General features: G+C 61.6%; 10 protein-coding genes and 2 riboswitches. Of the genes, 5 read left to right on the top strand and 5 right to left on the bottom strand.

The window, feature by feature from the left end; genetic code table 11:
* Positions 1–153 precede the first annotated feature (153 nt).
* Positions 154–420: a hypothetical protein gene (locus RYC18_RS10260; RefSeq protein WP_003315350.1), complete on the top strand. Its 267-nt coding sequence runs from the start codon at positions 154–156 to the stop codon at positions 418–420.
* Positions 421–515: 95 nt separating this feature from the next.
* Here the strand turns inward: RYC18_RS10260 and RYC18_RS10255 are convergent, their stop codons facing one another.
* From RYC18_RS10255 to cobW, 4 genes are all read right to left on the bottom strand, one after another.
* On the bottom strand, positions 516–1,103 hold the full coding sequence (locus RYC18_RS10255) for a vWA domain-containing protein (RefSeq protein WP_005745170.1): 588 nt from the start codon (positions 1,101–1,103) through the stop codon (positions 516–518).
* Positions 1,104–1,180: 77 nt separating this feature from the next.
* On the bottom strand, positions 1,181–2,209 hold the full coding sequence (locus RYC18_RS10250; RefSeq protein ID WP_117139376.1) for an ATP-binding protein: 1,029 nt from the start codon (positions 2,207–2,209) through the stop codon (positions 1,181–1,183).
* Complete coding sequence (gene cobN / locus RYC18_RS10245; RefSeq protein ID WP_316885658.1) at positions 2,209–5,973, bottom strand: cobaltochelatase subunit CobN; 3,765 nt, start codon at positions 5,971–5,973, stop codon at positions 2,209–2,211. Before cobN ends, RYC18_RS10250 begins: the two co-directional genes overlap by 1 nt.
* Before the next feature lie 4 nt (positions 5,974–5,977).
* A complete protein-coding gene (cobW, locus tag RYC18_RS10240; RefSeq protein ID WP_004664916.1) occupies positions 5,978–7,042 on the bottom strand; it encodes a cobalamin biosynthesis protein CobW in 1,065 nt (354 codons plus the stop codon).
* 114 nt (positions 7,043–7,156) lie between these two features.
* Positions 7,157–7,380, bottom strand: a riboswitch (cobalamin riboswitch).
* 58 nt (positions 7,381–7,438) lie between these two features.
* A riboswitch (cobalamin riboswitch) is annotated at positions 7,439–7,653 on the top strand.
* Positions 7,654–7,747: 94 nt separating this feature from the next.
* Between cobW and RYC18_RS10235 the strand changes: the two genes are divergently transcribed.
* The 4 genes from RYC18_RS10235 to cobM are packed head-to-tail and all read left to right on the top strand — an operon-like array spanning position 7,748 to position 9,860.
* Positions 7,748–7,933, top strand: a complete 186-nt coding sequence (locus tag RYC18_RS10235; RefSeq protein ID WP_002553258.1) for a CbtB domain-containing protein — start codon at positions 7,748–7,750, stop codon at positions 7,931–7,933.
* A gap of 10 nt (positions 7,934–7,943) precedes the next feature.
* The gene (locus tag RYC18_RS10230; protein ID WP_316885655.1) at positions 7,944–8,651 is read left to right on the top strand and encodes a CbtA family protein; all 708 of its coding nucleotides are present in this window, start codon (positions 7,944–7,946) and stop codon (positions 8,649–8,651) included.
* Complete coding sequence (locus RYC18_RS10225; RefSeq protein ID WP_005780279.1) at positions 8,629–9,078, top strand: cobalamin biosynthesis protein; 450 nt, start codon at positions 8,629–8,631, stop codon at positions 9,076–9,078. Before RYC18_RS10230 ends, RYC18_RS10225 begins: the two co-directional genes overlap by 23 nt.
* 32 nt (positions 9,079–9,110) lie before the next feature.
* Positions 9,111–9,860 carry a precorrin-4 C(11)-methyltransferase gene (gene cobM / locus RYC18_RS10220; RefSeq protein WP_005780276.1) on the top strand — a complete coding sequence of 250 codons (750 nt, stop codon included), beginning with the start codon at positions 9,111–9,113 and terminating at the stop codon, positions 9,858–9,860.
* Between the two features lie 84 nt (positions 9,861–9,944).
* Here cobM and RYC18_RS10215 read toward each other — a convergent pair whose 3' ends face one another.
* A complete protein-coding gene (locus RYC18_RS10215; protein ID WP_316885652.1) occupies positions 9,945–13,430 on the bottom strand; it encodes an indolepyruvate ferredoxin oxidoreductase family protein in 3,486 nt (1,161 codons plus the stop codon).
* Between the last annotated feature and the right edge of the window lie 2 nt (positions 13,431–13,432).

Genomic DNA, 13,432 nt, shown 5'->3' with positions numbered 1-13,432 from the left:
CAAGGTCACGCGGGCGACCCTTGAAAAAAATTCGCATATTTTTCGTTGAAGGGTGTGACTCATGCCCCCTTGTCGTTCATCAACACAAGTAACCAGCCGGACGGTCAGCCCGCCGCCGTGACTGAATTGATATGGGCACTTGAGGAAAAAACCATGAACGCCCCACTGCGCTTCAACGATGCACTTTTGATCGCTGGACACGCTTTTGAACCCTTCCAGTGTGTTGCCTGGGCACCACAGGATGGTAACGGCGAACTGAGCCTGACGGTGATCGACCGCACCAGCAACCGTATCGGTCGCAAGCAGATCCCGAGCAGCACCTATTCAGACAAGCGGCAACTGGCCAGCGCTCTGGAACAGGCGCGTGCAGAAATCAGCAACGAAGGCTACGACCTTGAGCCTTGGACCATGCCAGCCTGACGCAGGTTTGAGCGTTGCCCGTGCACTGCAACTGACTGTCGTGCCAATGCTTCAGCGCATTGGCACGCAGTTCCAGAACTGCCAGACCTGATAGCTCAAACCGGTTTCAGCTCATCAATGTGCTGATAATCAGCCCCCAGGCTGGACGCCAGTTCCCGCGCCCTGCCCAAGCGGATCGGGCCTTTCTCGATATCGATCAACACACTCGCGCAATTGAATGCAGGCAGAACGGGTAACTGCTTGATCCTGCCATCGGTCAGCACCAGAACCCGCTGCTGCTCGGCCGGATAGCGTTTTTGCCGCTTTGCCAGCCATTCACCGGCCTGCTGAAGCGCTGCAGACAGTGGCGTGCCGCCGCCCGCACCCAGTGCATCCAGCCATGGACTCAATGCCGAGGACGCTTTCAGGCCCTGATGTTGCCAGCGTGGCGTGTCACCGCTGGCGGTCAGCAAGGCAAGACGCGCGCGGCGTCGATACGCATCGTCGAACAATTGCGACAACAGCCCCTTGGCCTGGCTCAACGCCTGATGGCGCCGTGTAGAAGCTGAAGCATCGACAATCACCAGCAATAACTCACTGGGACGGCTGCTGCGCGGCTGGCGAATCAGGTCCTTGCGGCTTTTCGGCCGACCGCGCAACAGTGTGGGCAACCATTGCACCGGGCCATCAGCACCGGCACGCATGGCCCCTTGTCTGCCAGTGGCCAGTCGACCAGGACGGGGAACGGCATCCGCCCCCTGCGCGATACGAGGGCGGATGCCTAAGGCTTTTTTGGCCAGCTCGGCACTTCGCGGCGTGCGCCGGTAGTGACGGCCTGGGCGGGCAGCTCGCCCCAGTTGCCCTGCCCGCTTTCAGGGTCGGCCTGCCTGCTGGACGATCCGGGCGGCGGCGCTTCCGGGTTTTGTGGTGGCGGGGCTGGCTCGCGCCGTCGATGACGCAAGGCAAACTCGGCGACCGCTTCGATGTCCTGTTCTTCAATTCGACCGGCACCACGCCATGCAGCATGGGCGCGCGCGGCGCGCAGCCAGACCAGATCGGCGCGCATACCGTCGACACCTGCAGCAAAGCATCGCTCGGTGATCATTGCCAACGAGTGGTCATCCAGCTCGATACCTGCCAGCAGCTGACGCGCCTGCTCACAACGAAGCCTCAAGGCGTCCTGCTGCGCTTGCCATTGCTGGCAAAACATTACCGGATCGCTGTCGAAATCCAGACGGCGACGGATGATCTGACTGCGCTCGGCAGGCTGGGTCTGGCCACTCAATGCGACGTTCAAGCCAAAGCGATCCAACAACTGCGGGCGCAATTCGCCTTCTTCCGGGTTCATGGTGCCGATCAGTACGAAGCGCGCTGCATGGCGATGGGAAATACCATCCCGCTCGACCATATTGACGCCGCTGGCAGCAACGTCCAGCAACAGGTCGACCAGATGGTCGGCGAGCAGATTGACCTCATCGACATACAGCACACCGCCGTCGGCCTTGGCGAGTACACCCGGGGAAAATTGTGCACGACCCTCGGCCAGCGCGGCGTCCAGATCCAGCGTGCCGACCAGACGCTCCTCAGTAGCACCCAGCGGCAAGGTGACGAACTGACCACTGGCCAGCACATCGGCCAACCCCCGCGCCAGCGTCGACTTGGCCATGCCCCGAGGCCCTTCGATCAATACGCCGCCGATGCGCGGGTCAATGGCGGTCAGGCACAACGCCAGCTTCAGGTCATCGGCACCGACCACAGCGGCCAGCGGAAAATGTGGAGTTTCGGTGATGTTCGGGTCAGGCAAGGTCATCAGTTCTCTTCTATGTCCAGGAGCAGGTCTTCCAGCGCCTGCTGATACTCGCCCGGCTCCTGCCAGAGGCCGCGCTGCTGGGCTTCGAGCATGCGCTCGGTCATGTCGCGCAAGGCATCGGGATTGTGCTCGGCGAGGAAATCACGCGTGGCCGGGTCAAGCAGATAGGCGTCGGCCAGCAGCGCGTACTGGTGATCATCGATCAGCTCGGTCGTCGCATCGAAGGCGAACAGGAAATCCACCGTGGCGGCCATCTCGAACGCGCCTTTGTAGCCATGACGTCTGGCCCCGTCGATCCATTTCGGATTCGCTGCGCGCGAGCGTATCACCCGGTTCAGCTCTTCCTTCAGGGTGCGGATTTTCGGCAGGTCCGGCTGGCTGTGATCGCCATGGTAACTGGCGGTCTTCTGCCCGCTGAGGGTTTCCGAAGCCGCGAGCATGCCGCCTTGGAACTGGTAATAATCGTTTGAATCGAGCAGGTCGTGTTCGCGATTGTCCTGATTCTGCAGCACGGCCTGCACCTGAGACAGACGCTGGGCAAAGCGCTGCCGCGCAGGCGTACCTTCATCGGCCGCGCCATAGGCGTAGCCGCCCCAGTTCAGGTAAACCTCGGCAAGGTCCTCACGGCTCTGCCACAGACGGCCGTCGATCGCGCCCTGCACGCCAGCGCCATAGGCACCGGGCTTGGCGCCGAAGATCCGCCAGCCCGCCTGACGTGCCGCTTCGTCTTCGCTCAACCCTTCTGCGATAAAACCTTGTCGTTCTTCTCGCACCCTGGCCGCCAGCGGGTTCAGGTCGTCCGGCTCGTCCAGCGCGGCAACTGCCTGCACCGCAGCGTCGAACAGCTTGATAAGGTTGGCGAAGGCATCACGGAAAAAGCCGGACACCCGCAATGTCACGTCCACTCGCGGACGGTCCAGCAGGCTGACCGGCAGAATCTCGAAATCATCGACCCGCTGGCTGCCCGTCGCCCAGACCGGGCGTACGCCCATCAACGCCATCGCCTGAGCGATATCGTCACCACCGGTGCGCATGGTCGCCGTGCCCCAGACCGACAGCCCCAACTGACGCAGGTGGTCGCCATGGTCCTGAAGATGCCTTTCCAGCAACAGGCTGGCGGACTGGAAACCGATACGCCACGCCGTGGTGGTCGGCAGATTGCGGACATCTACGGTAAAGAAGTTGCGCCCCGTGGGCAGAACATCCAGACGCCCCCGACTCGGCGCGCCGCTGGGGCCTGCAGGAACGAAGCGGCCGCTCAGTGCATCCAGCATGCCCTGCATTTCGCCGGGGCCGCAGGCGTCCAGACGCGGCGCGACCACTTCACGCAGGCTGTCGAGAATCAGTGCCAGATCATCGTCGACCGGCAGGTCATGCAGCGCTTCGCCTTGGGTCACGCGTTCGATGAGGGCAGCGGCGTAAAGCTCAAGCCGTTCACGCGCATCACCGGCAGTGCGCCACGGGTCACAGCTGACCGCCAGCAACGCAGCGGGACGCGCGCCGGTCCAGGGCTCGGCCAGTTCGCAATCCAGCGGGTCAAAATCCAGACCGAACGCTTTGCTGAGCGCCCGTAACAGACTCGACTGCGCGCCGCGCCCGTCGCCGCGCGGGATGCGCAGCAGGGCCAGCAAGGTGTCGGTGCGCAGGCGGCCTTGTGGCGACTGACCGAAGATGTGCAGGCCATCGCGAATCTGCGACTCTTTCAGGTCACACAGGTAAGTGTCCAGACGCGGCAGCCACAGCGCCGCATCGGCGTCACTGTCGAGGTTTTCGCCCAGGGCCAGCTCACGGTCGATATGGGTTTCACGGACCAGTTCAAGAATGTCCCGTTGCAACTCGCGCGCGCGGCGCGGATCAAGCAGTTGCGCCTCATAGAACTCGTCGGCGAGCAGTTCCAGATTGCGCAGCGGGCCATAGGTTTCCGCACGGGTCAGGGGCGGCATCAAGTGATCGATGATCACCGCCTGGGTGCGCCGTTTGGCCTGTGCGCCCTCGCCCGGATCATTGACGATGAATGGATAGATGTTCGGCATCGCGCCCAGTACGGCGTCCGGCCAGCAGGTTCGGGACAGGCCGACGCCCTTGCCCGGCAGCCACTCAAGGTTGCCGTGTTTGCCGACATGCACCACGGCATGAGCGCCATACGCCTTGCGCAGCCAGAAGTAAAACGCCAGATAACCGTGGGGCGGAACCAGATCCGGGTCGTGGTACACCGCGCTGGGGTCGACCTGGTAGCCACGCGCAGGCTGAATGCCAACGAAGGTCAGGCCAAAGCGCAGCCCGGCAATCATCATTCTGCCACTGCGAAACATCGGATCGCTGTCCGGCGCGCCCCAGCGGGCATTCACGGCATCACGGTTTTCCTGCGGCAGCTCGTTGAACGCCGCCAAGTATTCCTCCAGTGCCATGCTTTGCTGGCAGGGCCGCAGGTCAATGCTGTCCAGATCATTGGTCACGCCACCCAGCAATTGCTGGATAAGCTCGGTGCCGCTGTCCGGCAACTGTGTCAGCGGATAGCCCTCTGCCTGCATGGCGCGCAGGATATTCAGCGCCGCAGCAGGCGTGTCGAGCCCCACACCATTGCCGATGCGTCCGTCGCGAGTCGGGTAGTTGGCGAGGATCAGCGCCACGCGCTTTTCGCCATTGGGCAGGCGCGCAAGCTCGATCCAGCGCCGCGCCAGTTGCGCGACGAAATCCATCCGGTCCGGCTGGGCGCGGTAACACACCACGTCCGACTGGCTGCGCTCGCTGCGCCAGGCCAGGTCCTTGAAACTGATCGGTCGACTGATGATCCGCCCGTCCAGCTCCGGCAAGGCAATGTGCATCGCCAGATCGCGCGCACCAAGGCCCTGTTCACTGGCCTGCCAGGCAGGCTCGTTGTCCTGCGCGCAGATCGCCTGAATGACCGGCACGTTGCGCCGAAACGGGCGCAGATGCGGCGCTTCCGGGCTCGACTGGGCAAAGCCTGTGGTGTTGAGGATCAGCTCGGTTTCAGCCTCGTCCAGCCAGTTCTCCACCTGAGTGAAACAGCCGGGTTCCTTGAGGCTGGCAACGGCAATGGGCAACGGGTTAATGCCGTGTGCCTGCAAGCGAGCGCAGAACTCGTCGATAAAACCGGTATTGGCGGCCTGCAAGTGCGAGCGATAAAACAGCAGCGCCGCGACGGGCTGCCCTGCAACCCAGTCGGCTTGCCAATCGGTGAGCTGCGCACTCGCCAGTCGAGGGTGGTAAATGGCTGTGCGTGGCAACGGTTGGGGCTCGGTCCAGGAATAGTCCCGGTCCAGCCAGCGGCTGGCCATGCAACGATACATTTCCAGCGCATTCTGCAAGCCGCCCTGACGCAGAAACTGCCAGAGCCGGTCGCGTTCTGCGGCAGGCACCGTGCTCAGGTCACTCAGCTCAGGATCGGGACGATCATCACCTGGCACCAGAATGACCTGAACCCCGCGTGCCGCGAGCTCCATCAGCCGCTCGACGCCGTAACGCCAGTAACCGATGCCACCGTGCAGGGAAATCAGAATGACCTTTGCGTGGCGCAGCACCTCATCGACATACAAGTCGACAGAGGCGTGATTCTGTACCTGCATCGGGTTGGCCAGACGCAGGCTCGGGTAGTCGTCAGGGAGCTGCCGGGCAGCTTCGGCCAGCAGCGCCAGGCTTGAGTCTCCGCTACAGAGAATCACCAGCTCGGCCGGGGTCTGGCCCAGATCGGCAATGCTGTCGTCGGGTACGAAACCGCCGGGCTGGGTTCTCAGTAAATGCATGGGGTCAGCCGACAACTGCAGCGTTGAGCTGCGCTTGCAGGACCACGGCATCCAGCTCCTGACCAATCAGCACCAGATGCGTGGCACGCTCTTCGTCGGCGCGCCAGGCGCGGTCGAAGTGCTTGTCGAAACGCGTACCCACACCCTGGATCAGCAGGCGCATCGGCTTGCCGGGAATGGCCGCGAAGCCCTTCACGCGCAGAATGCCGTGCTGCACGACCAGTTGATTCAGTGCGTCGAGCAACAACTTTTCATCGGCCTGAGGCAATTTCAGGGAAATCGAATCGAAAGCATCGTGATCGTGGTCATCATGATCGTCATCGTCGTGATGATCATGGTGGGTCTTGCGACCATCGATGTGCAGCTCGGACTCGGCGCCAACGCCCAGCAGTACGCTGATCGGCAGACGACCGCTGCTGGCTTCAATCACCTTGACGGCTGGCGGCAGTTCTTCGGCAACTTCGGCACGCACCGCTGCCAGACCTTCGGCGTCGATCATGTCGGCCTTGTTGAGGATGACCAGATCGGCGCTGGCCAGTTGATCAGCGAACAGCTCGTGCAGAGGCGATTCATGGTCCAGATTCGGGTCGAGTTTGCGCTGCGCATCGACCTGATCGGGGAACGCAGCAAACGTACCGGCCAGTACCGCAGGGCTGTCGACGACAGTGATCACCGCATCGACCGTGCAGGCATTGCGAATTTCCGGCCACTGAAAAGCCTGAACCAGCGGCTTGGGCAATGCCAGCCCCGAGGTTTCGATCAGGATGTGGTCCAGATCGCCACGGCGAGCGACCAGCTCGCGCATGACCGGGAAGAACTCTTCCTGCACCGTGCAGCACAGGCAGCCGTTGGCCAGCTCATATACCCGGCCGTTGGCCTCTTCTTCGGTGCAACCGATGGTGCACTGCTTAAGGATTTCTCCGTCGATGCCCAGTTCACCGAATTCATTGACGATGACCGCGATGCGCCGCCCTTCGGCGTTGTCGAGCATGTGCCGCAACAGGGTGGTTTTGCCCGAGCCGAGGAAGCCGGTGACGATGGTGACGGGAAGCTTGGCCAGTGTTTTCATCAGGTGCCCTTTGGCAATGCGGCGGGCAAACAGGACGAGAACCGCGTGCCTGGCACACGGATCGGATCGCCACCGGATCACCCCGCCCGGTTGTAGTGAGAATTCGCAGGCTTTTTGGTCAGCCCGGTTCGAGGCAGGTCTCCTGGCTCACGGCGGCATGTGGCAGGCAATCAAGACCGTGCCAACACGCATTCATCGCGCCTTCCCGCCGTAGCAGTGGCTGTGCAATGAACCTCACCGTTTACAGTTGCGGGGGCAGCTGCGGCGTGTACCGCATTCCCGTCTTAGCTCCATGTGTAACGCTTTACGCATGGAGAACCTCGAACCAGCAAGGCTACGCAGTGACCGCAGACAGGTCAATCGTTCAGATTGACGATTCCCCGCCGCCCATGCTCTCCTGTACGCCTTGTTTCGGGTGCCCCTCACGGGGTGAAACGGGAAACCGGTGCGCTCACGCTGTCGAGCAAGTCCGGTGCTGCCCCCGCAACGGTAAGCGAGAGAAGGTCTTATCCACTGTGCCACGGCATGGGAAGGTGACCTTGCAGGCCTTGAACGCGCGACGTTTGAGCCCCTCGCGAGCCCGGAGACCGGCCCGACATCGTTGAATGACAAACCCGCGGTGGGCGGGCGCAGTTGAAACCTTCGGCGTCTGCCGGCAGGTTCCTTTGCGCGTGGCCCGCTTGCCAATTACCAAGAGGGATCGCCATGTCGACCATCAGCAGCAGCCACGCCGCCACTACCAGCTCCACACGCACTCAACGCCTGACAGCCGCCATCAGCGCTGCGCTGCTGGGTGCATGTCTGGTGTACTTCGCCGGTTTCTCGCACATCGCGGCCGTACACAACGCCGCACACGATACCCGTCACAGCGCTGCCTTTCCTTGCCATTAAGGACTCCACAATGTTCAAGCGAATCGCACAAACTGCCGGGTTCACGGGCTTGCTTGCGGCCCTGCTGCTGACCGTGCTGCAAAGCTTCTGGGTGGTGCCACTGATCCAGCAGGCCGAAACTTACGAAAACGCATCTGCCGAACAGGTCCATGAGCATGCCGACGGCGCGGCTGCCGAGCACAGTCATGCGCATGAAGAAGCTGCCTGGGAACCTGAAAACGGCTGGCAGCGCGTGCTGTCCACCACGGGCGGCAACCTGGTGGTCGCAGTAGGCTTCGCCCTGATGCTTGCCGGGCTTTACACCCTGCGTGCGCCAGGCCGCACGGTGCAAGGCGTATGGTGGGGGCTGGCCGGTTTCGCGGTTTTTGTGCTGGCACCCACGCCTGGCCTGCCACCTGAATTGCCCGGCACAGCTGCCGCCGAACTGAGTCAGCGTCAGGCCTGGTGGATAGGTACGGCCGCATCGACTGCCGCCGGGCTGGCCTTGCTGGTATTTGGTCAGAACTGGCTGCTCAAAGCGCTGGGCGTGGCGATTCTGGTCGTTCCTCATGTGATCGGCGCACCACAACCACTGGTCCATCAGAGCCTGGCACCGGAGGCTCTGGAATCGCAATTCATGCTTGCCTCGCTGCTAACCAACGCGCTGTTCTGGATCGCGATGGGGCTGATCAGTGCCTGGCTGTTCCGCAGAAACGATGCAGACCTGCACCAGGCCTGATTCACCGACCCTTCAGCCCGGCGCATCACTGGTGGCCGGGCTGGGTTGTCGGCGCGGTTGCTCCGCAGCGACTTTGCGCGAGCTGATCGAGAACAGCCTTCGCGTGATTGGCCTGGAGATCGCCAGCGTCACTGCGCTGGCATGTATCGATCTAAAAGACCAGGAACCGGGCCTGCTTGAACTGGCCGCGCAACTGGCAGTGCCGCTGGTGTTCTTCAACGCAGCGCAACTGGTGGCGTGGGAGCTGCACCTCACCCATCGTTCTGCGCAGGTCTTCCAGACCACGGGCTGTCACGGTGTCGCCGAAGGTTCGGCACTGGCGCTGGCCGCGCAACTGGGAGACGGCACCGCCACCCTGCTGATCGAACGGCAGAAAAGCGCCAACGCCACATTTGCCTTGGCAATCAGCCCTGCACACAGCGGATAATCTCCCCGCGCTCATCCACTCCGGAGAATTCATTGACTGTCTATTTCATCGGTGCCGGCCCTGGCGATCCCGAGCTGATCACCGTCAAGGGGCAACGCCTGATTCGCACATGCCCAGTCATTATCTATGCAGGCTCTCTGGTGCCGCTCGCCTTGCTGGAGGGGCATCAGGCCGTGCAGGTGACCAACAGCGCCGAGCTGCATCTGGAGCAGATCATTGAACTGATAAAGGCCGCGCATGCGAAGGGCCAGGACGTTGCTCGCGTGCATTCCGGCGACCCGAGCCTGTATGGCGCCATCGGCGAGCAGATCCGCCATCTGCGGGAACTGAATATTCCATTCGAAATCATTCCAGGCGTCACCGCGACCGCTGCCTGCGCTGCGCTGCTGGGCGTCGAGCTGACCCTGCCGGATGTTTCGCAAAGCGTGATTCTGACCCGCTATGCCGACAAGACCTCAATGCCCAGCGGCGAGGAACTGGCCAGTCTGGCCAGCCACCGGGCAACCATGGCGATTCATTTGGGGGTGAACAACCTGCAGCGGATTGTCGACGAGCTCGTTCCACATTACGGAGCCGATTGCCCGGTTGCCGTGGTGCACCGCGCCAGTTGGCCGGATCAGGACTGGGCAGTTGGCACACTGGCGGACATTCACGACAAAGTGCAGGCCAAAGGCTTTCGCCGCACTGCATTGATTCTGGTCGGACGTGTGCTTGCCGACGACACGTTCAGCGAGTCCTCGCTGTACCGCGCCGGGCATGCACACCTGTTCAGACCGAGCTGATATTGGCGAAGGCGGTACTCCCGGCGCTGAACACAGCGGATCATCCCCGGTCGCTGCGACAAGTCGATGCGAAGCATCTCTCCGTCAGGCAGCCGCCTCGTACAACTTCGGTGCAACCACTTCGCCACTTTCCAGGCTCTTGCGCAGAATATCGGCCTGCAATGCCGCCGCTTTCATGGCGCTCTCCTTGATATAGCCATAACCACGAATTCGCTCCGGCAGACGTGCCAGGTTCAAGGCGGTATGGCGATTCTGTGCTTGCAGGTGCTGAAGAATCAGTTCGATGTCACGCACGTAACCATCAATCAGCTCCCTCTCCTGTTTGCGCTCAAGGCTGTGGCCGAACGGATCGAGCGCTGTGCCACGGAGGAATTTGAATTTCGCCAATACATTGAAGGCGCGCAGCATCCAGGGGCCGAAACTGCGTTTGCGCGGCAGGCCGTTGTGCGGATCGCGTTTTGCCAACCATGACGGGGCCAAGTGGAATTCCAGCCGATAATCGCCTTCAAACTGCGCTTCCAGCTGGCGGGTAAACTCGCCGTTGCTGTACAGCCGTGCCACTTCGTATTCATCCTTATAGGCCAGCAATTTGAAATAGTTGAACGCAACCGCTTCAGAGAGCATCGGCTGCTGACCGGGAAACACGCGTGATTCGGTATCGCGCACACGTTGCAGCAACTCCACATAGCGCTTGGCATAGGCGCCGTTCTGATACGCCTTCAAGGTTTCGACATTGCTCTGAATACGCTGATCAAGGTCCATTGGCTGCTGCGGCTCGCTGACCTTCTGCTGCGGATTGACGAAGGCTTCGACCGCCGCAGGATCATGGGCGGTACGACGGCCCCAGAGAAACGCCTGCTGATTGAGATTGACCGCCACCCCGTTGAGTTCGATCGCCTTTTCGATGGCCGCCGAGGTCAGCGGAATCAGGCCCAGCTGAAACGCGTAACCGAGCATGAACAGGTTGCTGGCGATGCTGTCGCCCATCAGCCGCGTGGCCAGCGATGTGGCTTCGACGAAGTGGGTCTTCGCAGCGCCGACCGCCTCGATGATGGTCTGCTTCATGGCCTCGGCCGGAAACACGGCATCCGGGTTGCGCGTAAACTCGGCAGTCGGCGTTTGCTGGCTGTTGACCACCGCGTGGGAAATCTTGCTGTCGAGCTTGGCAATCGCATCCGGCCCGGCCGCTACCAGCAGGTCACACCCCAGCAACAGATGCGCCTCCCCAGCCGCGATACGCACCGCGAACAAATCCTGCTGACGCGCTGCGATACGGATGTGGCTGACCACCGGGCCGAATTTCTGTGCCAACCCGGCCTGATCGAGCACGCTGCAACCCTTGCCTTCCAGATTCGCGGCATAGCCCAGCATCGCACCGACGGTGGTTACGCCTGTTCCGCCAACCCCCGGCAACAGAATATTGAACGGTCGCTCCAGCGACGGCAGTACAGGTTCGGGCAAGCGAGCGAACCCCTCGACTTGCCTGGGCAATGCTGGCTTGCGCAGCTTGCCGCCATGCACGGTGACGAAGCTTGGGCAGAAACCTTCGACGCAGCTGAAATCCTTGTTACAGGCGCTCTGATCGATTTCGCGCTTGCGGCCCTGAGCCGTTTCCTTGGGCAGCACAGACAGGCAACCGGATTTAACCCCACAGTCGCCGCAGCCTTCACATACAGCCGGATTGATCAACGCACGCTTTTCCAGATCCGGCATGGTGCCGCGTTTGCGACGGCGGCGCTTTTCAGTCGCGCAGGTCTGATCGTAGATGATCACCGATACGCCTTTGAACTCACGCAGCTCGCGCTGCACGCTGTCCAGATCACGCCGATGATGAAAGGTAGTAATCGGCGCGAAATCCTGTCGACTCGGGTACTTGTCCGGCTCGTCGGAGACCAGCGCAATACGCTGCACGCCCTCGTTGAACACCTGGCGGCTCAGTTGATCGACGCGCAGCACGCCGTCGATTGGCTGGCCACCGGTCATGGCAACGGCATCGTTGTAGAGAATCTTGTAGGTGATATTGACCTTGGAGGCCACGGCTGCACGCAGCGCCAGATGCCCGGAGTGAAAGTACGTGCCGTCGCCCAGATTCTGGAAGACGTGAGGTGTTTCGGTGAACGGTGCCTGACCGATCCAGGTCACGCCCTCGCCGCCCATCTGGGTGAAGGTATCGGTTTCCCGATCCATCCAGATGGTCATGTAATGGCAACCGATCCCGGCCAGGGCGCGACTGCCTTCCGGCACACGCGTCGAGGTGTTGTGCGGGCAGCCGGAACAGAAATGCGGAGTGCGCTGAGTGTTGAACAGCGGAGCCTGAAGCGCCTGCTCCTTGTCGCTGAGAAACTGTAGACGTGCCTCGATCTGCGGGCTGCTGTAGAACGGCGCAAGACGCTTGGCGATGACCCTGGCGATCATTGCCGGCGTCAACTCGCTGAGGTTCGGCAGCAGTGAGCGGCCCTGTTCATCGAACTCACCGACCACCACCGGGCGGCGGTCCACGGGCCAATTGTAAAGCTGCCCGGTCAGTTGATCTTCGATGACACTGCGTTTTTCCTCGACCACCAGAATTTCGTCCAGCCCTTCGGCAAAGTCGTGCACCGACACCGGTTCCAGCGGCCAGCTCATGCCGACCTTGAGCACGCGAATCCCGACCCTGTCGCACAGCTCCTGATCGATACCCAGCTCTTCAAGCGCCTGACGCACATCCAGATAGGACTTGCCGGTAGTAATGATGCCCAGCCTGGGCTGCGCAGAATCGATAACCACCTTGTTGAGCTGATTGGCACGCGCGAAGGCCCTGGCCGCGTAGATCTTGTAGGTGTTGAGCCGCGCTTCCTGGGCCAGCGGCGGATCCGGCCAGCGGATGTGCAAACCGCCTTCCGGCAGTGCGAAATCTTCCGGAATGCGCGTTTTGACCCGCAGTGGGTCAACCTCGACCACGGCTGAAGAATCCACGTTCTCGGCAATGGTTTTCATCGCCACCCAGCAACCGCTGTAACGCGACAATTCCCAGCCGATGATGCCGTAGTCGAGAATTTCCTGAACATTGCTGGGGTTGAGTACCGGGATCATCGAAGCGATAAACGCATGTTCGCTCTGATGAGCAATGGTCGATGATTTGCAGCCGTGGTCATCGCCCGCAAGAATCAGTACACCGCCATTGGCTGCAACGCCTGCCGAGTTGCCGTGCTTGAAGACATCCCCGCAACGGTCCACGCCCGGGCCTTTGCCGTACCAGAGGGCAAACACGCCATCGTATTTGCCGTGGGGGAACAGGTTGACCTGCTGACTGCCCCAGACGGCCGTAGCCGCCAGTTCTTCATTGATGCCCGGCTGAAAATGGATGGCGTTTTGTTGCAGGTAGTCCTTGGCGTCCCAAAGGCTTTTGTCCAGATTGCCCAACGGCGAGCCTCGGTAGCCGGAAATAAAACCGGCGGTATTCAGGCCCTGCGCTTCATCACGTTGTTTTTGCAGCATCGGCAGGCGAGTCAGGGCCTGTGTGCCGGTCAGGTACAGATTACCGGTGGCAAGCCGGTATTTATCATCCAGACGAATATCAGCCAGAGACATGC

The sequence above is a fragment of the Pseudomonas syringae group sp. 247E2 genome, from assembly GCF_032587795.1.
GTDB lineage: Bacteria > Pseudomonadota > Gammaproteobacteria > Pseudomonadales > Pseudomonadaceae > Aquipseudomonas > Aquipseudomonas amygdali.
This window is presented reverse-complemented; position numbering and strand designations above follow the sequence as displayed.